The sequence below is a fragment of the Mesorhizobium sp. SEMIA396 genome (assembly GCF_024518615.1).
Taxonomy (GTDB): Bacteria; Pseudomonadota; Alphaproteobacteria; order Rhizobiales; family Rhizobiaceae; genus Mesorhizobium.
The window spans coordinates 1-18,629 of the sequence record NZ_JANIFC010000006.1; the positions used below are offsets into that span (position 1 = coordinate 1).

Consider the following 18,629-nt stretch of genomic DNA (forward strand, 5'->3'; position numbering starts at 1 on the left):
ACGCAGCGGTGTGAGACGGGCATTCTTGTGGATGTTCATTCGGACCCTCCGATGGATGCTGAAGCGTGGTAACTCCAGTCTCCTCGGTCCGGTCCGAATGGACAACCTCTCGAAAGCTCACACCTAGAACTCCTCTTGAAAGCGTATCTAGCTTCAAAGGGCGTGTCGAAACGCGGTCTCCGGCTCGGCTTCGGTCACAAGATCGAGGACATTTACGAAGCCGCAGTGGCCCTAGGAATGCCGCCGATTGGGAACGTGAAGATGATTGCCAACAACCTTGACCTGATGAATTCTCAGCAAGATTTTAGGTACCCGTCGGGGTACAAGCTGAATGTCCCGCCGCCGAGCTTCTGCCGAGAAACGTATAACGCTCTCCACACAGCGATCGAGCCGAGGATCCCCACCGAGGTACTGAAAGCCAACCTCAAATTTCATTGGGATTTTCGGGGGAAGACTGTCATTTGGAAGGACGAATAGCCCGAGGATGATCTTCCCCATCTACGTTGGCGTTCTTATGGCGCTGCTGTCAGCATCCGCCATTGGCGGTGGCGGCAAGGCGATCTTGTTGGGATGGCCGCCTCGCTGACAATGGCCGGGATGGGCACTCGCCGGCTGGCTAGGTTCTTAGCAGGCCATAGCCGGCTGTCTGGTGGAGATCGTCTTTCAGGGCTTTGATCGTCTGTGAAAGGTCGCGAACCTTGTCCATCAGCGTCTGAATGGTCGCCCCGATGGGCTGGATCTTAACGCCTCAATCGTCGCGAGAAGCTCAAGGTAGACGTGGTTCAATTGAACTTTCTCCCTTCGAGAGCTCTCAATGGTGATCGACATGTGCGACCAGGCTCGATCAATTGCCTGTTCGCTTATCCTTCATCGACAAGCGGACGCGTGCCGCCACCTCCCTTCCGTCACGCGAAGGACCCAGCCGGCGAGACCAGACGGCGTGCGTGGCGCAATCTTCTATGTGACGAGCGGCGAGATCGCGTGTGTCCCGCCGTGATGGGATCATCTATTCGTCGAGCGCGGCGCTGGCGCCATCATCGTCGATATCTGCAAACCCTGGGATGATCCAGCAGCTTCTCCTTCGACAGCAGCCCGGCGTCCTCGAGCGCCTCGAAATCCGGCAGCTGGCGCAGCGTGTCGAGCCCGAACTGCGACAGAAAAGTTTTGGTCGTCACATAGGTGTAGGGCGCGCCCGGCTGCGGGCTGCGCGGCCCCGAGGCGACCAGCTGCTCAGCGCGCAGCACGCCGATCAGGTCACGTGACACCTCCTTGCCGAAAAAGCTCGACAGCTCGCCACGGGTGATCGGCTGGAAATAGGCAATGCACATCAAGACAAGCGCCTCCGCCTGCGACAGTTCTTTTGCTCCCTCGCCCGCTGCCGTGCCGAAGGCTGCGTGAATGGCGTCGCCAAAAACCTTTTTGGTCCGGTGCTGCCAGCCGCCGGCGACCGCGACCAGCTCGTAAGGGCGGCCGGCGAGTTCGGCGCGAATGTCGTCGATGATCAGCTCGATATTGCAGTTTTTTCCCACCACCCGCGCGAGGACACTACGTGTCACCGGTTCATTTGCCGCAAAGATCACCGCTTCGACGCGGGCCATCCATTCGCACCAGCGCAGCTCCGGCGGCAGATGTTCCAGTTCGGTGTCGAGCAGCGCCGGCTGATCGTTTGGCTTGCGGCGGGCGGACGCTTCGCTCATCGCTACAGCCCGAACAGCCGGAATGTGGGGCGGCCGGAGAGCTCGCGCACGACCTCCAGTTGCTGCAGCCGTTCGAACAGCCGTCGCGATGCAAAGCGCGACAGATTGTCCGTCGTCAGCGATCCGGACACGGCGTCTTCACTGAGCAGCAGAAAGATTACGTCGCCGGCGCCTTTGGCGCGCAGTTTCGGCGCCACCGCCAGGAGTTTTTCGGCCCGGCGCGACAGCTCGGCGGCCAACCGACAAGCGTCCGCGGCGGCCGCGACGAGCGCGATGCAAACCGCCCGCTCAAAATTCTTGTCCCCGGGCCGGATGCGCCGGCCACCGCCGGCCTCGGTGCGGAAAGATGGTCCAAAACCCTGCGCCATTAGGAGCGGCAGGGGCTGCGGCCAGCCCAGGCGTTGCGCCAGTACCAGGTCGGCGAGCCACCAGCCAAAGAGTTCGGCATCGGGACGCATGGCGACGACCTCAGCGGCGATCGCCGCGGCGTCGAATGGCGCCGACCGCTGGGATACCCCGAGTTTTTCGATCTGCGTGCAAAGGTCGGCGAGCGCGGCGCCGTCCCAATGGAGGCCAAGCTGGTCGAGTATCTTCCCGAGCCGGCCGGGCGTAGCGGCGGGCGGCTGCCTGGCCAACTGCCGCCAGGCGCCAAAGACGGCGCCTGCGGGACCGGGGTCAGCACGTAGGGGACGCAAATGCCAGGCATCGCGCAAGGCGGCCGCATCCTCGGCGCGGCCGGCGAGCCGCATGCTGGAGGCGGCGCAGCGAACCGCCAGCCGCTGCCGCCAAGCGCCGGCCCAGGCTGCCTGCGCGCGGGCGAGCGTGTCGAGGGCACCCAGGGCGGCGCCGGCCCGGAAGGCGGCGTCGCCGTCACTCGGCGCGCCGGCGCTTGTGATCGCCCACGCGGGAACGGAGGGCGGCGCAGAGGAGCTGGCGGTCGCGGGATCGAGGCGAATCATAATTTGGAGAGTAAAGTGCCGGTGCGCTTTTCGCCATGATTTTCGTGCCAAAACGCACAGCCTGTCGGATCAGCACAACGACTGATAGTGTTGCATTATCAATCTCTTCACGAGTTCGTCCCTGCTAAGCCATTTGGCCAACAAGTAAGTCTCGACAGGGCACCTTTTTGCGCAGCCGGACGAAACTCCGTTCGGAAATGTGCCGGCTCGCGGCGTAGGAGCCTGCTCAGGTTCAGATGTCATGAAGGCATCTAACGCCCGATCTGCCGCGCAACTTCGGTCCCATATTCATTGCCGACGGGGTATCTGAGGGCGACGTTTTTTGCGGGTTTTTCCTGGTCGGCTTTGGAGGTGATGCTGGCGCCGATTGTCACAGGCTACTTCACTATCTGTTCCTTGACCGATGAGATCTTTTGCGCTGCGGCGCTCCCGTCTTTGCTGTGGGTCACCTTCTGACCCAAGCCCCAACGTACACACGCGGGAGTGTCCTACAAGCCATCGGTTTCGACAGATCGGATGGATTGGGCAGGCGAGCCCAAAAGCTGCGAGCTTAGAGCGGTTATAAATCGTAGTTGTAGCTGTGTAACAAACTGTGTAACAAAAAGCGCGAAAAGACTAGTATTTTCAGTATCATAGAGGTGAAAGGGAATCCCTCCCTCTCCGCCATCAATTTCCCGTAACAGACTGATTCGCAACGATTTTTCTGGATAGCGGCTCTCTTTTGGTACATTCTTGGTACAAAGAGGCTTCCGCACAAGCCCCCATGGATCGACGGCATAAGAACCTCGATCTTATCGTCTCAGCCGCCGCCACGATGGAGGAGGAGATAGAGAACATGTTCGGCTGCCTCCACCGCTTCGAGGAGAAACCAAGAAGCAGGTGAACGAAGTCTGCCGTGGTGATGCCACGATGAAGATCAAGATTGATGCTGCGGCAAAGATTTAAGAGCCCCGCTTTGACAATCGTGACCGGCTTCCTTCGCCCTTCAATTCACTCCGCGTCAGGATTGTCGACAAGGCAGCCTGCACCATGGCATCCTTGGTAGTTGCCATGCACATCAAAGTTTGGCTCTCCCTGCCTGTCAAATTGCGGTCGGGTATCGATTGCCTTGTCCGGATTGTCGACTTTGCATCCGATGCCATGACAACCATTGTAGCTGCTATCGGAGCGGTAGTTACTCGTCGTGTGCCGTCGATTGTGATGATCGTCCGCCATCCCCTCGATCAGAGCGCCGAGAATAGCTCCGCCAACCACCGCGCCGACGTCATGACCGCGATGGTCATACATGCGGGCATTGGGATCAAAGCTGTCGCCACGTCCATGGTGGTAGCCGCCGACATCGGCGAAAATTCCGGAGCAGCCTTGCGCGACCCAAATATATTTGCTGCGTGGATTGTAGCCCCAGGTCCGGTTCAAAATACAAGGACTTCCGGAAGTCTGATGAATGAGTTGCGGCTTGCTCAGCGGGCCCGCCCAGCATTCGCCATACTGATAGTGCCTCGATTGGCATTCGACGGTCGATTGTGCGCGGGCATCAGAGATCATCCACGATGAGCCGAGCGCGAGCAAAGCAATGAACAGGTAACGTAGCATGTGAACCCTCCGGAGTGGTCAACGATCGGTTGCGTCGGTATCATCGAAAATGGAATTTCTTCCGCCAGGTGTCAGTCGTTGATCGCGGTGATCTTGATGGTGTTGCCGTCTCCGACGCCGGAGAACCAGACCTCGCCATCACCGATTGAGACGCCTTGCCAATTGGCGAACAGCGTCGGATAGGTCTGCTTGAGGACGGTCTGTTTGACCTTGGCGGTAACGATCTTGTCGTAATCCGTCACGAAATGCGCGGCGTCGTTTATCTTGATCGCCTTGCCGCCGATCCGGGCGCGGAAGGGATAATCGATCATCGACGCGACGGTCTGCTTGTCACCGGCACTGACAGCCTTCTGCAGCTTGTCGAAGAACTGCTGATAGGTTGTGTGACTGCCGAACAGCGCGTCAAGGGCCTGGTTTGTTTCAGCGGCGGTCTGCGCTGCCGCTGGACCCGCAACGGCGGTACTCAATAGCGCGGCGGAAACCAGCATGAATAGAGAGTGCCTCATCATAGGTCCTTTCACTCGGTGCGTTCAATTGCCAACCCATCAGCCTGGATTTGTCCTTCGGACGTTCGCGCCCTGACTGATGCCGACGGCGAACGGGAAGACGAACGGCATGCCGTCACTGACGTGAACTGATATATAGGCGCGTCCATTGATTTTTTTTATTTCAGTACACGCAAAAGGTGTAAAAAAGAATACCTAAACGTCGATTATGACGGACAGAGATGACGGTTAAGGTATCCAAAACCTTATTCGCGAGTGCTATCGATACGAGCAGCGACGCCTATGTCTTAAATTCTCCCTCTATGACGCAATATCGATAGAAGCAGAAATCTGCCGTCACCTGTGCCGCCGGCGTGGGTATGGTCCAGCGGCATCCGACAGCAAGCGTTTGCCTGCGCCTGTTCAATTCGCCTCACTTCACGATGACCTTTGCTCCCCGCGGCACCAGACTGTAGAGTTCGATCACATCCTCGTTGAGCATGCGAATGCACCCTGAGGACGCTTCAGTTCCTATGGTCCAGGGCTCTGAGGTGCCGTGGATACGATAAAGCGTATCCACGCCGTTCTTGTACAGATAGAGAGCTCGCGCGCCGAGCGGATTGTGCGTGCCGGGCCTGACCATGCGCGGCAGGTCGGGCGACTGGTTACGCATGTCGTCAGTCGGATACCATGCGGGCCACTCCGCTTTGCGCCCTACGCTGGCAATGCCCGACCAACTGTAACCGCTAGCCCCGACGGCGATGCCATAGCGCCGCGCCGTTCCATCGAGGCGGTATAGATAGAGGAACCTCTGCTGTGTATCGATCAACACCGTACCGGCAGGCAAGCGTTCCGGGGGCGTCACATCGACAGGCAGAAAGCGTTGGTCAAACTTGCTGCGATCGACGATGAAGACCTCATGCGGCTCCCTCGCGTAAGCGGCTTTCACGCGAACTAACTCTGTAGCCGTATTCGGGCTACCTTTTCCATCCGCCAGGCAACCGACAAGGAGCGCCGCCAGCGCCAATACAAAGCCCGACCGCACGAACTGGCGGATGCATTCCGGTCTTTCGTCTCTGCTCGAAACCGACCCGTTAATCGAACGGCCAAATGCTAGCGATCCAACTGGAGGAATGCGCACAGGCCGCTTACTCTTGGCTAGCTTCATCTACTGGCGAACCTTTTTCCTGGGCCCGCAACTGGTCGATGTGGATCGGCCGCTTCAGAGTTCGCTTTACTCGGTGAGTGTCATCCGCGACCGATTTCCCCGTCGGCGAAACACCCTGCAGATAGTGCTTCTGCCACTTCATCTCCTTGGTAAGCTCGTCGTTCATCTGCAGCCCGGCCGAAAACCGTCGACGTTCGCTATTCCAAACCTTATGTTCTTTATGGAACTCAGGATCGTCCTCCATCGGACGAATGACCGGCTGCACCTGCTCGATAGCGACACTTGGCATCATGGTGATGAAACAGAAAGGCTCGCCCTTGGCAAAAGTGACAGACCCAGGGCGGGTGAAGCGCCAATTCATGGTGAAACTGAACGGCAGCCAGTTGGTTTCCACCAAGCCGTCCAGGGGCGCGATTCCGTCCTTCATCCGGTTGGGGGAGCCGCGAGCCCACACCATCCAGCCCGGCTCGGTGCGAAACACGTAACCCGGATGAAAGGTTACTATGCCGTGCCCGAAGGTCGAGCTGATGAATCGGTGCGTGACGTTCGGTTCGTTTACATGGAAGGCGATGTCTTTTGTGGTGTTGTATCCGTTCCAAGTAACAGTCACATTTATGGGGTTCAACAATTCCCATCCGCTGGCATTGGCGATTGAAAGCGGCGTGCAACGATAGGCGAAATGCTGGTCGGTCGCATCCATCCAATCTCGCGTCCCCTCCGCGGCGACAAGCTCAGGGGGGTTCGGAGCCTGGATCATACAGTCAAGACGCGGGCCGGTCATACTCTCCGCTATCCTCAAACGATTCGATTCTAAGTTGCTGATCATGCCGCCAAACCGTAGCGGCATGACCAGGACAGAAGGGGGTACTATGGGCCTGCCGGTCCGGTAGGTCCCTCCGGTCCCACAGGCCCCTCCGGTCCGGCAGGTCCCACCGGTCCGGCAGGCCCAGTGGGTCCCTCCGCGCCGGGCGCGCCGGGAGGTCCAGACGCGCCGGTATCGCCGGGCGCTCCAGGTGTCCCGTCCGATCCGGGCAGTCCGACAGGCCCAGCAGGTCCGCCAGGTCCCTCCGCGCCGGGCGCGCCGGGAGGTCCAGACGCGCCGGTATCGCCGGGCGCTCCAGGTGTCCCATCCGATCCGGGCAGTCCGACAGGCCCAGTGGGTCCGGCAGGCCCCTCCGCGCCGGGCACTCCAGGCGCACCAGCCTCGCCGGGTGCGCCAGGCGCCCCTGGCTGTCCCCAAACATTGGTGGAAGGCGTCGGCAAGTTGCCAACGTCTCTTACGATGTGCGATGGAAGGAAGTCGCCACGATCACGCTGAATCAAGGAACGACCTGGCTTGTCGGCATAATAATCGTTCTGACCATCCGTGACCGCGCACTCGAAATTCTGGTCCGGATCCTTGCAGAAAACTGTCTTCGGGGCGCTTCGATCGCCATTGGTGCCGAAGTGGAATCTCAAACCGGCCATCGCAGAAAAATCGCCGCTTGAGGAGACGTCGCTGTTCGTCAGATCGAAGCTGAAATCACTGTAGATAGAAGTCGCTATTCCGCTTCCGAACTCGGTCAGGTACTCGGCGCCGCCAACAAGTTGCGTTCTACCACCAAAGGCGTCGCGATGACGCAGGCCGCCATTAACCTTGAAGTTATCCGTAGGATAGTACCCGACCCTGCCTTCGGCGAACGGACTGACGTCCTCTTCAAGTGAGTTCCATTCTATGCCGGCAAGTCCCTCAAGCGTGGCCCGGCCCAGATAGTACTGGCCTTCAACGCCGAGCTTGCCTTCGACATAGCCGTTTTCAAGAACTCCACCATCATCGTAACCACCTCCGCCATGAAGGTAGCTTCCATACAGACCCAGCGCCCCAACTTTCGGATCACGGCGGAATAGATGCGCGGCGGCACCTGTGAAGTTACTGTTTGGCGTCACGCCACCAATCGCATCCACCTGGAAGCCGTATTTTTCACCGAGCGGGAGCGCCACGGAACCGTCGGTAAAGGCATACGGGTCGTGACCATTGGTTCCCGCGCCGAATCCGACACGCACGTTGGGCGCAGCAACGGCACGAGTGTCGGATTGCGGACTTGACAGGTACATGCGCCTCTCAACCGAGGATAGCGCAGCCATCTCGCGACTCTGGGCCACCGAACCCCTCAGGGTGGCCAGTTCTCCTTTAACCTGGGCAGTCTCGGCGTAGGCGGCCTCAAGTTTGCGCGCCATCTGCTTCTGATTTCGCTGCAGGTCCAAAATCATCTGATAGAGTTGTTCGTTGCTTGGCGCCCCCGCTAGCGCGGGGGTAATCCCGACATAGATGGATGCGAAGGTTAGAATAGAACAACTGGCAAATAAAACTCTCTTATGCTGCCGCATCCCGCACCCCTTCTGCGCACCGCCGCCCTCGTTATCTACCTCGCCACGCGCACGACACATTCCTGTTCGATTGCGCATAGAATGCGAACTATCTAACGAATGCGGATTTATCCAATCCTTTCCTTGAAGTAATTAATCTCGTGATTCCTCACAATCGCAGTAACTGTCATATCATTACACTTACTGTCAGTCGTTTGAGGATGCTCCTCGAATTCCTCCCTGTCCTCTCCCAAATTGATGAGATCGGCAATCTTCTCTCTGGACAGGGTCCGCACGATCATTCTAATCGGTGAAGGCGAAGCCTGACCCTCGAATTGCGTGCAAGGGGAGAAGCATGTCGGATTTCTTGGCTCTTCGACGCAACCGGCTCACGATGGTGTCCAGGTGGGCATAGTTGAAGTCATAGATGTCTGCGCCCATGGCTTCGACGAGCGCGCGGCGATCGACGGTCTTGCCGCGCTCACTGAACAAGCGTTCCAAAAAGTGCCGTTCCGAGGTGGTCAAGCGAAGGCGATGGCCCATGCCGTCGGTAAGCACCCAGCAGCCTTCCTCCAGGGTCCATCGTGGGGCCGGAGACGAAGGGGCGCGGCGCCTGTTGAGACGTTCATTGAGCGTCATCACCGTGGCAGCAAGCTCCCGAACATCAATGGGTTTGACGAGGTAAGCGTCAGCGCCCGCTTCAAGACCATTGAGCCGGTCGTCGATGGAACTCCGGGCCGTCGCCATGACGATCCCGACCGATTGCAAGGCCCGCAAATGGGAAGCTATGGAAAGGCCGTCTTCGCCCTCCAGGCCAATGTCGAGAATGACGATTTCAGCCGGCTTGGCGGCGCAGGCTCGGTAGAGGGCGGCAGCGTTGTGAAATCCATGTACGTTCAGGCCCAATCTGGATAGTCCGAAGACCATCTCCTCGCGGAAATCCCTGTCGTCATCAACAAGATAAACAAGGGGGGCGATCACGAGATCGCCCGCTTGTAGCCTTCTCCGACCATCTACGGACCCCATGCAGCAATCTGATAGCATTCGATTTCATTTATTCGCCGCATTGTCTATATTGTTTGTGTGTCTTGTGCCGCAAACGTTATGGGCGCTTCCGCTGAAACCGACGGACGGCCTCAAGGCTCCGGTTTCACTCAGCGGTCACCTCGCAATCTTTCATGATCCCACCGGCGCGCTCACGATCAACGATATCGTTTCCAAGCGCTCCAACATCCAGTTCGAACCCATCCCTTCGATGCTCACGCGGGGCTACCAAAAGGGCGCAATCTGGGCCCGGTTCTCCCTGTCTGCCTCAACGGCTCCAAGGCAATGGCTGCTGCAGGTAGAACGGCCCTTGATCGAACACATCACGCTGTATGTCTCTGACGGGGCGGGAGGTTATTCGGTCTTGCCCCCTAGCCAACTCAACCTAGGGGATGGAGCAGACGCCGACGCATATCCGGCCGTCTTCCCGATCTCCGTGCCGTCCACTCGAACCGATTATTACATCCGACTCCAATCGTCGACCTCGATCACCACTTCGCTGAACCTTTGGCAGAGTCAAGGCTATGAAGAGTATCGCCGATTCGACGATTGGATCATGGGCATGGTGGTTGGCGCTATTTTCGTCATGGTCTTCACCAATTTTCTGTATGCCGTATGGCTCAGGGATTCTTTATATCTTCTATACATCGCAGTTATCATAGAGTCTGGGCTAATAAGTCTCTTCCACATGGGATATGCATCCGAAGTTCTGATGTCCCTAGAGCCGAAAATCATACACCTAATTTGGGGTATTATCGTTTGCTTATACAGTATAGTCATGATGTTATTTTTGGCTAGACTATTTGAGTTTCACCGTCATTTGATCTGGGCGTGGCGCGTCTCCCAGGGTGTTGTACTGCTCAATGGCATCGCCTTGGCTTTTGCGATTGCGGGACGCTACGGCGACGTCGGGTTTTTCGTATCGCGACTGCAGCAGCTGTCTCTCATCTTCATTTCGCTGCTAGTGCTCTATCTGCTCATTGTGCGGCGACGGTATCAATACCTACTGTCGGCGATTGCATTTTTGGGCGTAATCTCTGTCCTGCTGGTGATGCAGGTGATGTATACTGGGGCCAACCCGTTCCAGCTGGACGGCTCTTTGTCCAGATTCTTGGCCGGCGGGACCGTGATTCACCTGGCGTTGCTCAGCGCAGCCGTCGCAAAGAGAACGCGGCTTGCCGAGCGCAGCTTGAGCGAGGAGAAGGATCGCGTCATCGCAGTGTCGCGGTTGGCCGAGCAGGAGCTGACTGTCAAGGTGCGCGAAAGGACCGCAGAGCTTGGGGAAAGAAACGCCTCGCTCAAGGTGGAAGTGGATCGACGTCACCAGCTTGAACTCAAGCTCAGGCAGGCTCTGGACACCGCCAACGATGCTCTGGCTCAGCAGCGGGACTTTGTGGCCTTGGTATCTCATGAGTTTCGCGGCCCCTTGGCCGTCATCTCTGCCGCCGCCGACAATCTGTCATCTTCTGCAGGTGAAAGCGCCGACAATATCAAGTTGCGCACCACAAGGATCCGCCAGACCGTCAAAAGGATGTCATCGCTGATTGAAAACGTCCTAGCCTTCGACCGGCTCAATGGTGGGCAGAAAACTCTTCCCACGATCAAGATGTTCGACCTGAATGAGGTTTTGCACGCCGCCGAAGCGGGGTTGGATGATGCTGCGGCCGGACGTGTTAGCTTCACTCACGGCGACGAAGTGATTGTGAAAGGTGACCGCAACCTGCTGGAGATTGTAATACAAAATCTGATCCAGAACGCCCTGAAATACTCATCGGTGACCAGCTCTGTGACGATCCGGCTGTCGACTGAGCAGGGCGTGGCGTTTGTACACGTGGTGGATCAGGGCTCTGGCGTAGCGCCCGACGACCACGAGTTCATATTCATGAGGTACTATCGCGCCGCGGGCCAATTGGTAAACGGCTCCGGTTTAGGGCTCTACATTTCACGCGAGATCGCCCGGCAGCACGGCGGCGGTCTCATACTGGCCGCCAGCGACATCAACGGGTCGACATTCCGCCTCTCACTGCCCGTCGAGGGGAACTGGCCTGCCCCTGAAAAGTGACCCTCCCTGACGTATGGCTTTTGGGCCGAACCAGGACTGAAGAAATGGTCGGAAAGAGACACAGTTGCGGCCGCTCATTGTCTACCGTTAACCTCCGGTAAACCTTGCGGATCTGGTAGAGAGGCGGCGGAAGAGCCGCCCGACCCAGGACACTCTGGCCTTCGCGGAGGCCGTAAAGCTTCGGCGATGGGCAGGCCATTCGGCATCTCCGCACATGGCGTCCGCAAGCGCAGCCAGCCGCTGTGAATTTGCCAGCCGGTTTAGCCCAAATGGGGGAAGAGGCCCGGCCCAAGGTCTCGTAATGGTTGGTTCGCCCAGCCAGTTAGGAGACCACTATGCGCAAAGCCTCTCTCGCCATCACAGTCGCCGGCACGGCCTTCTTCGGTCTTTCCACTGTCGCATCGGCATGCGTGTCGATGGACGGCAACTTCGTCGTAAACAACTGCAATTATCGCGTCATGGGAAATTACAAAGGCTCGGATGGCAGTTGGGGTGGCTTCGGACCCATCCGCGCGGGCGGTCGTGAGGTAACTTCCAAAAGACGCGATGCCGGCTGGGACATCAGCTATTGCAACTACGATTCATGGGCGGCAGGCACCTGCCGGCCGAAGGATCCCAGGCAAATGTAAGCCGCTTTCAAGCGCGTCGCTTTGCGCGCTCGGCTGACGATGTGGCCGGCGTCGAACACCGGCCACTCTGACGGCGCACGGTAAATCCGTTATTGCTCCTTCTTGAACTGATCCTGGAAGATCAGCTGGCCCCAAGTGCGGCCGCGTGCGTGCACCAGTGCGCCGCCCTCGTTGAGCTTCCCCAGCTTGACCGGTGCGAACCCGAGTTGTTTGGCCAAGACCGCCACGGGAGCGATCGCGTCCTCGTCGTCGCTCGAAAGAAAGACGACCCGGTGGCCGCCCTCGACGATCGGATCGGCAGCCAGGGTGGCCGCAATCAGGTGATTGAAGCCTTTGACGAGCTTGGCGCCGGTGAACGCCTTTGCGACGAAGGCCGAGGACGGCAGACCGTCCAGTTCTTCGGAGACTGGAAACACGTTCGTCGCGTCGATGATCGTCTTGCCTTCCCAGCTTGACAGCGCCTTCGCGACATCTGGGTGCGATTCGAAGCGGACAGCCAAAAAGATGATGTCCGCCTTGACCGCGTCCGCCAGCGTTTTCGGGATGATCGTGGGTCCGATCGCGGCCGCGGCTGATGCAAAGCTTTCCGGGTCGCGCGTGGTTGCCACGGACACTTCGATGCCGTTGCGGGCAAACGCCTTGGCAAGAGCCTGGCCGATCTTGCCGAAGCCGATAATTGCATAGCTCATGTATATTCTCCTTCAGTTTACCAGGCCCTGCGGGCTCGGGATATCGAATGGATGAACGGCGGGGCGTAGCGGGTCAGATTTGCGCCAAGCCCCCGTCGACGGCGACCTCGCTGGCGGTCATGAAGCTGCTGTCGGGCGACGCGAGAAACGCAGCCGCCGCCCCGATCTCCGCTGGATCGGCCATCCGCTGAAGCGGATTCATCGAGGCGAAGGCCTTCAAGCCCTCCTCGCCTATCGCTGCCTTCGCGAGTTCGGTCGCCGTCGGCCCGGGCGACAGCACGTTTACCCGGATGCCGGTGCCTTTCAAGTCTTCCGCCCAGGTCCGCGCGAGGTTGCGCACGGCCGCCTTGCTCGCGCTATAGACGCTGAATGCGGGCGCGCCCGTGGTGCCGGCGCTCGATCCGGTCAGGATAATCGAACCGCCCTCGCCCATCAGCGGCAGCGCCTTCTGGACCGTGAAAATCGTACCCTTCACATTGGTGTTGAAGGTTTCGTCAATGTGCTCGGCGGTGAGCTTGCCGAGCGGAAGCAGGCTTCCCACCCCGGCGTTGGCGAAGATGATGTCGAGGGTTCCGCGCTCGGCCTTCACCGCCGCATAGAGCCGATCGAGGTCGGCCTCATCCGAGACCGAGCCCTTCACCGCGCGGGCATTGGGCCCGAGTTCGGCCACAGCGGCGTCTAGCGCGTCCTGCCGGCGGCCGAAGATGAAGACGAAGGCGCCCTCCTCGATGAAGCGCTTCGCTGCGGCGCGGCCGATGCCGGTGGCGCCACCCGTAATAACCGCAACCTTACCGTCCAGTTTTCCCATGACTCAATCCTTCCAGCTTCTGTCTTTGCTCGTTCGGGGTACGCCCCGAGGACCTCTAGATGGGCCCGTCGGGGTCAGGTGGTGAGTGCGGAAGCGCGCACATCGGTGGTGCAAAATCGATCCGCTTTCAGGGCTGACGCCCGCCGCGACGATCCGTGTCCGCCATTCGGAATTGCGCCGCCCCTGTCGACATAAGCTATGATGTCCCGCCCCTACCGCTGTAGGATGTGCTAGATACGGGCTTTGGAAGGCGCACCGCGCGGTGCCGGATTGCACCATGATCGACTGGGATGACATTCGCTACTTTCTAGCCGTCGCACGCGGAGGCTCGGTGCGGGCTGCCGGCGCGCAGCTCGGGGTGAATCACTCGACCGTGCTGCGACGCATCGCACAGCTTGAGGAACGCCTCGGGGCGCAAATGTTCGAAAAGCTGCCTTCGGGCTACCGCCTGACGGCTGCGGGCGAGGAGGTCCTCGAGCTCGCGAACCAGATGGAAGCGTCGTCTCACCAGCTGGAGACGCGCGTCTTCGGGCGCGACCAGAGCGTGCGCGGGCTTCTGCGGGTGACGCTGGCACCCCCCCTCGCGACACACCTGCTCATGCCGGACTTCGCCGATTTCGCGAGTCTGCATCGCGACATCGAGATGGAAATCCTGTCGTCCGGCGAACTGGCAAATCTGACCAACCGAGAGGCCGACGTGGCGATCCGCGTCGTCTACGACCGCAAAACCCTGCCGCTCAATCTTCACGGCCTGAAGGGACCGGAGGTGTTCGGCGGCGTTTACATGTCCCGCGATCGCCTGGCCGCGTGGCGTGCGGGCGCAGCTGATCCCATCCGGTGGATCGTCATAAGCGCTCATGGGATTCCGGAATGGGCCAACGCGGGTGAGGTTCGCACCACGGGGGTTCCATTCAGGACCACGGACGCCGAGGCGCAGATCGTTGCCGTACGGCAAGGTCTCGGGATCACGACACTGCCGTGCTTCGTCGGAGATGCCGACCCCGTGCTGGTGAGGGTGCCGGGCACCGATCTGCACATGTACGGAACGCTCTGGCTTCTCACCCAGGGTGAGACACGCAAGACGAAGCGCGTGCGGCTCTTCACGGAGTTCATATCCCGCAGGCTCGCCGCCTACGCTCCGCTTCTCACGGGACTATCCATATCGCGCGACTGACGCCCAGCGGGTCGACGCTGCGGTGAATGAGCGGACAGCGGCACCTATTGCGGTTGCAGATGCTCAGCCATGAAGTCGATGAACGCCTCGGTCTCAACCTGATCTGTCGACTGGCCGGCCAGAGAACATTGAACTGATCGGTCTCGTCGGGGGCATAGGCGATGTAGGAATGGGCGGCGACGGAACAGAAGCTCTCGGAACGGATGCCTTCTCCGAAGATCCCTATGCTTCAGAGCGCGTGACCAGTCGCTGATCTGACCTCAGGCCGAGCCATCGGATTGGTGCTCGGCAATCGCACTCAGAAAAACCTGGCCGAACTCCTTCAGCTTTGCCGCCCCAACTCCATTCACTTCAGCGAAGGCGTCGAGGTCGTGCGGGCGGCGCTCGGCCATGTCGATCAGGGTGCGATCGGAAAACACCACATAGGCCGGCACCTGACGCTCCTTGGCGAGCCGCAGTCGCAAGGTCTTCAGCGCGGCCAGCAGCCCGGTGTCCACATCCGATTGCCCGAAATCCTGCCCGGAGCGCGTCTTGCCGCGCAAGGCGCGGCTGCGCACCTCGACACGATAATGGAACGGCATCTCGCCACGCCCAAGCGCATGGCCTTTTTCGGCGATGGCGAGGCCGCCATGACCGGCCGGATCCGGCATCAGGAACCCGCCTGCGACGAGCTGCCGGATCAGCGACAGCCAGAAATCCTTCTTGTGCGCCAGACCGCTGCCGAAACTCGTGAGCCTCTGGTGGTTCCTGGCAAGCACCTTCTCGGTTTCATGGCCGAGCAGGATGTCGATGACATGGCCGGCACCGAAGCGTTCGCCACTCTGGGCGATGGCTGCCAGGATTATCCGCGCCTCCGCTCCGCCATCGGCGCGCGGCGCCTGGTCGAGGCAGGTGTCGCAATTGCCGCAAGGCTGCGCTTCTTCGCCGAAATAGCCGAGCAGCACCTGGCGACGGCACTGCGCCGTCTCGCAATAGCCGATGCGCCTCGTCGACGGCGATCAGGCTGACATCGAGCCTGGCCAGCGCCTCGAGCATCCGCTCGGTCATCAGCCGCTCCGGCGCGAGATAGAGCAGGCGCGTCTGGCCTGAGGCGACGCGACGCCATGCGGCGATATTGGCATCGCGGTCGATCGAGGAATTGATCGTATCGGCAGCCACGCCGGCAAGCCGCAAGGCGGCGACCTGATCCTGCATCAGCGCCACCAACGGCGAAACGACAATGGTGAGCCCGCCCAGGACAAGTGCCGGGACCTGGTAGCAGAGCGATTTGCCCGCACCCGTCGGCATGACGGCCAGGACATGCCGCCCGGCCAGCAGCGCGTCCATGACATCGGCCTGGCCGGGGCGAAAATCATCGAAGCCGAACACGTCCTTCAGCACGCGCCGCTTGGGATCTCGCTCTTCTGTCGCGACGGCCGCCGGTGCCCGCATTACCGCGCGTCCACGGTCGGCGTGCTTATTGGCATGTCATAGCCGAACTCGGCGCAGAAACGCCGGACGCCGACGAGAAATGCCGGGGGCAGACCGCCGAGATAGGTCCTGAATTCTTCATTCCGTTCCCATTTTCTCAACGAAGCCACCCGGATCGGATTGTTCGGATCCTCGCTGAAACGAATGCGCGGTGTCAGTCCGAACGATTGCGCGATTCTGTCCTGCTGCGCATCGGGCGCGCCGATCATGTCTTCGTAGCGGACAAAGAGTATCTGCCGGTGCGGTTGTGCCTTCTTCAGCCGGGTCAGCGCGTCGTATTCGGCCAGCCAGCGATGCGGCGTGACGTGGAACCGACGCTCGTTGCGTGTTTGCGGATGCGAACTTGTCAGCGTGTCGAACGGATGGCGCACGCAATAGATCAAGCCGATGGAGGGAGGGAGCTTCGCCAGATGCGCAAAACCGCGCGCATCGCGCTTGACGACGAGGTTCGATTCCGGCCGGTCCAACATGTCCAGCATTGTGTATCGCGCTTCGGGCGGATGGACGAAAATGTCCTCGAAACACCTCATCAGCCGCTGTGTCAGCGTCGTGCCGCTGCGCGCGCAACCCGAAATGAAAATTCTGTTGGCGGGCGCCGCGCGTGCGTATGTGCGTTTTTGCATGCGCTGTTTCAGAGACAGCGGCACGAACCGCAGAAACTCCCGCACAACCCTTCGCGCAGCCGCTCCAAACGCAGCCTCAAGCCTGTGAGCGCCCTTCATCCGCAATTCCGCAGGGCCGCCCGGCACGAAACGCGCCGCTTGGGGTCCATGGCCAAGATACTCGTCGCCGATATCAGCATCAGGCAGACACCGGACTGGAATTCCTGGATGGGAGAGGATGGGAAATCGGTCAAAACGACTCTCTGCATGGGCACCATGCCTTAGCGCAGCTGTCATCGTGCCACAACAGGAACAGGTCGCCTGCAGCCTGCGCCTTCCCTTGCAACACCTTTACCTCGCTGGATTCCTTCACCCAGCAATGTAAGCTCGGCTCCGCTAGCCAGGGAGGATGCGATGCTGCAGACCAGACAGGATGTTCTCGGCGAGCGGTTCCACCTGCAGCGCGCCGCCTTCGAGGCGCAGCCTTTCCCCAACTTTGGCATCCGCAAGGATCGCCTGAAACGCCTGCTGGCGCTGACCGAGCGGCATGAAGCCGACATCTGCACCGCCATCGACACCGACTTCGGCGGCCGTTCCGCGCATGAGACGCGCCTTGCGGAACTGTTCGTCGTGCGCGCCGGCATCCGCCACGCGCTGTCGCATGTCAGGGGCTGGATGCGCGAACGCCGCGTTGTCACCACCATGCCGTTCCTGCCCGGCCGAAATCGCCTCGTCCCGCAGCCGCTCGGCGTCGTCGGCATCGTGTCGCCCTGGAATTATCCTTTCCAACTCGCTGTCGCGCCGGTCACGGCGGCACTCGCGGCCGGCAATCGCGTGCTTATAAAACCTTCCGAATTGACCCCGGCATTCTCAGTGCTGCTGGCCAAACTCGTTGCCGAGCATTTCGCACCCGATGAGCTCAGCGTCATCACCGGCGATGCCGAGATGGGAAAGGCCTTCGTGTCGATGCCTTTCGATCATTTGCTGTTCACCGGCTCGACCGCGGTCGGACGCCAGGTCGCGATCGCCGCGGCCGCCAACCTGACCCCGGTCACGCTCGAACTCGGCGGCAAGTCGCCGGCAATCTTCGATCCGTCCTGCGATCTCGATGCGGCGGTATCCAGCATTGCCTATGGCAAGCTCTTGAATGCCGGGCAGACCTGCATCGCGCCGGATTATCTGCTGGTGCCGAAGGGGCAGGCAGGCACGGTCGCTGTCAAGCTCGCAACGGCGATCGCGAAGCTCTACCCGACCTTGCGCGACAACCCCGATTATACCGCCATCATCAGCGACCGGCACCACCAGCGCCTGCGCGACATGATCACTGAAGCGCGTGACGCAGGCGCCGATGTCACCGAAATCAACCCGGCCGGCGAAGAGCTGGGTGCCAAAAGCCGGAAGCTGCTGCCGACTCTGGTCCGCAACGCCGGCGCAAACCTGCGGCTGATGCGCGAGGAGATTTTTGGGCCGGTGCTGCCCATCGTAGAATACACCGGGATCGACGAGGCGATTGCCGATGTGAACGGAGCGGAGCGCCCGCTGGCGCTCTACTGGTTCGGCCGCGACAGCGGCAATCGTCAACGCATCCTGCACGAGACTATTGCCGGCGGTGTCACCATCAACGACTGCATGCTGCATCTGGTACAGGAAAACCAGCCTTTCGGCGGGGTCGGCGCCAGCGGCATGGGCGCCTATCACGGCGAGTGGGGATTTCGGACGTTCAGCAAGGAGAAGCCGGTTTTCACACAGTCGCGGCTGAGCGCCGGAGCCTTGTTGCGCCCGCCCTACGGCAAGACGTTCGAGCGGCTCTTCAGCCTCCTGCGTCACATCACCTGATCGAGCGAGCGCAGCCTCCGGTTCGTCGTGCCATGCAGCGCCGGCGCATTAAGACTATCTTCACCAC

The 18,629-nt window shown here is 60.2% G+C and carries 15 protein-coding genes and 1 pseudogene; 4 read left to right on the top strand and 12 right to left on the bottom strand.

The genetic code is table 11. The annotated features are described in order from the left end of the window. Positions 1–1,034 precede the first annotated feature (1,034 nt). The 8 genes from NP503_RS15730 to NP503_RS15770 form a co-directional block, all read right to left on the bottom strand. Positions 1,035–1,697 (bottom strand): SMC-Scp complex subunit ScpB, encoded by a 663-nt coding sequence (locus tag NP503_RS15730; RefSeq protein ID WP_063169436.1) that lies wholly within the window; start codon positions 1,695–1,697, stop codon positions 1,035–1,037. A 2-nt stretch (positions 1,698–1,699) separates the two neighbouring features. Continuing rightward, positions 1,700–2,656 carry a DUF1403 family protein gene (locus NP503_RS15735; RefSeq protein WP_127270500.1) on the bottom strand — a complete coding sequence of 319 codons (957 nt, stop codon included), beginning with the start codon at positions 2,654–2,656 and terminating at the stop codon, positions 1,700–1,702. 990 nt (positions 2,657–3,646) lie between these two features. Further along, positions 3,647–4,249, bottom strand: a complete 603-nt coding sequence (locus NP503_RS15740; protein WP_127266888.1) for a DUF3011 domain-containing protein — start codon at positions 4,247–4,249, stop codon at positions 3,647–3,649. A 71-nt stretch (positions 4,250–4,320) separates the two neighbouring features. Beyond that, a complete protein-coding gene (locus tag NP503_RS15745) occupies positions 4,321–4,755 on the bottom strand; it encodes a hypothetical protein (protein ID WP_127266889.1) in 435 nt (144 codons plus the stop codon). 412 nt (positions 4,756–5,167) lie between these two features. Next, positions 5,168–5,902 carry a L,D-transpeptidase gene (locus tag NP503_RS15750; protein ID WP_127266890.1) on the bottom strand — a complete coding sequence of 245 codons (735 nt, stop codon included), beginning with the start codon at positions 5,900–5,902 and terminating at the stop codon, positions 5,168–5,170. Then, positions 5,883–6,728 (bottom strand): DUF6065 family protein, encoded by an 846-nt coding sequence (locus NP503_RS15755; RefSeq protein WP_306254310.1) that lies wholly within the window; start codon positions 6,726–6,728, stop codon positions 5,883–5,885. The genes NP503_RS15750 and NP503_RS15755 overlap by 20 nt, the downstream gene beginning before the upstream one ends. A gap of 41 nt (positions 6,729–6,769) precedes the next feature. Continuing rightward, on the bottom strand, positions 6,770–8,269 hold the full coding sequence (locus NP503_RS33300; protein WP_127266891.1) for a collagen-like protein: 1,500 nt from the start codon (positions 8,267–8,269) through the stop codon (positions 6,770–6,772). A 282-nt stretch (positions 8,270–8,551) separates the two neighbouring features. Beyond that, the gene (locus NP503_RS15770) at positions 8,552–9,229 is read right to left on the bottom strand and encodes a response regulator transcription factor (protein WP_236382927.1); all 678 of its coding nucleotides are present in this window, start codon (positions 9,227–9,229) and stop codon (positions 8,552–8,554) included. 43 nt (positions 9,230–9,272) lie between these two features. Between NP503_RS15770 and NP503_RS15775 the strand changes: the two genes are divergently transcribed. Together NP503_RS15775 and NP503_RS15780 are read left to right on the top strand one after the other, a co-directional pair. After that, on the top strand, positions 9,273–11,354 hold the full coding sequence (locus tag NP503_RS15775; protein WP_127266893.1) for a sensor histidine kinase: 2,082 nt from the start codon (positions 9,273–9,275) through the stop codon (positions 11,352–11,354). 335 nt (positions 11,355–11,689) lie between these two features. Further along, positions 11,690–11,983, top strand: coding sequence for a hypothetical protein (locus NP503_RS15780; protein ID WP_164748768.1), 294 nt, complete (start codon positions 11,690–11,692; stop codon positions 11,981–11,983). 89 nt (positions 11,984–12,072) lie between these two features. On the opposite strand, the gene NP503_RS15785 is transcribed toward NP503_RS15780, so the two are convergent. After that, the gene (locus NP503_RS15785) at positions 12,073–12,672 is read right to left on the bottom strand and encodes an NADPH-dependent F420 reductase (RefSeq protein ID WP_127266894.1); all 600 of its coding nucleotides are present in this window, start codon (positions 12,670–12,672) and stop codon (positions 12,073–12,075) included. 73 nt (positions 12,673–12,745) lie between these two features. Beyond that, positions 12,746–13,480, bottom strand: coding sequence for an SDR family NAD(P)-dependent oxidoreductase (locus tag NP503_RS15790; protein WP_127266895.1), 735 nt, complete (start codon positions 13,478–13,480; stop codon positions 12,746–12,748). Between the two features lie 277 nt (positions 13,481–13,757). Here NP503_RS15790 and NP503_RS15795 point away from each other — a divergent pair, with 277 nt between their 5' ends. Beyond that, on the top strand, positions 13,758–14,654 hold the full coding sequence (locus NP503_RS15795; RefSeq protein WP_127266896.1) for a LysR family transcriptional regulator: 897 nt from the start codon (positions 13,758–13,760) through the stop codon (positions 14,652–14,654). Between the two features lie 260 nt (positions 14,655–14,914). Here NP503_RS15795 and NP503_RS15800 read toward each other — a convergent pair. Together NP503_RS15800 and NP503_RS15805 are read right to left on the bottom strand one after the other, a co-directional pair. After that, positions 14,915–16,085 (bottom strand): annotated as a pseudogene (locus NP503_RS15800) (RQC domain-containing protein). Then, entirely contained in the window at positions 16,085–17,023 is a 939-nt protein-coding gene (locus tag NP503_RS15805) for a sulfotransferase (RefSeq protein WP_236382929.1), read from the bottom strand. Before NP503_RS15805 ends, NP503_RS15800 begins: the two are co-directional and overlap by 1 nt. 117 nt (positions 17,024–17,140) lie before the next feature. Between NP503_RS15805 and NP503_RS15810 the strand changes: the two genes are divergently transcribed. Beyond that, on the top strand, positions 17,141–18,562 hold the full coding sequence (locus NP503_RS15810) for a coniferyl aldehyde dehydrogenase (RefSeq protein WP_127266898.1): 1,422 nt from the start codon (positions 17,141–17,143) through the stop codon (positions 18,560–18,562). Positions 18,563–18,629: the final 67 nt, after the last annotated feature.

Excerpts from the sequence above, each read along its gene's own strand:
- NP503_RS15730 (WP_063169436.1), bottom strand. The coding sequence starts at position 1,697 with ATGAGCGAAGCGTCCGCCCGCCGCAAGCCAAACGATCAGCCGGCGCTG.
- NP503_RS15785 (WP_127266894.1), bottom strand. The coding sequence starts at position 12,672 with ATGAGCTATGCAATTATCGGCTTCGGCAAGATCGGCCAGGCTCTTGCC.
- NP503_RS15805 (WP_236382929.1), bottom strand. The coding sequence starts at position 17,023 with ATGACAGCTGCGCTAAGGCATGGTGCCCATGCAGAGAGTCGTTTTGAC.
- NP503_RS33300 (WP_127266891.1), bottom strand. The coding sequence starts at position 8,269 with ATGCGGCAGCATAAGAGAGTTTTATTTGCCAGTTGTTCTATTCTAACC.
- NP503_RS15775 (WP_127266893.1), top strand. The coding sequence starts at position 9,273 with ATGCAGCAATCTGATAGCATTCGATTTCATTTATTCGCCGCATTGTCT.
- NP503_RS15750 (WP_127266890.1), bottom strand. The coding sequence starts at position 5,902 with ATGAAGCTAGCCAAGAGTAAGCGGCCTGTGCGCATTCCTCCAGTTGGA.
- NP503_RS15735 (WP_127270500.1), bottom strand. The coding sequence starts at position 2,656 with ATGATTCGCCTCGATCCCGCGACCGCCAGCTCCTCTGCGCCGCCCTCC.
- NP503_RS15790 (WP_127266895.1), bottom strand. The coding sequence starts at position 13,480 with ATGGGAAAACTGGACGGTAAGGTTGCGGTTATTACGGGTGGCGCCACC.
- NP503_RS15780 (WP_164748768.1), top strand. The coding sequence starts at position 11,690 with ATGCGCAAAGCCTCTCTCGCCATCACAGTCGCCGGCACGGCCTTCTTC.
- NP503_RS15755 (WP_306254310.1), bottom strand. The coding sequence starts at position 6,728 with ATGATCAGCAACTTAGAATCGAATCGTTTGAGGATAGCGGAGAGTATG.
- NP503_RS15810 (WP_127266898.1), top strand. The coding sequence starts at position 17,141 with ATGCTGCAGACCAGACAGGATGTTCTCGGCGAGCGGTTCCACCTGCAG.
- NP503_RS15740 (WP_127266888.1), bottom strand. The coding sequence starts at position 4,249 with ATGCTACGTTACCTGTTCATTGCTTTGCTCGCGCTCGGCTCATCGTGG.
- NP503_RS15745 (WP_127266889.1), bottom strand. The coding sequence starts at position 4,755 with ATGAGGCACTCTCTATTCATGCTGGTTTCCGCCGCGCTATTGAGTACC.
- NP503_RS15795 (WP_127266896.1), top strand. The coding sequence starts at position 13,758 with ATGATCGACTGGGATGACATTCGCTACTTTCTAGCCGTCGCACGCGGA.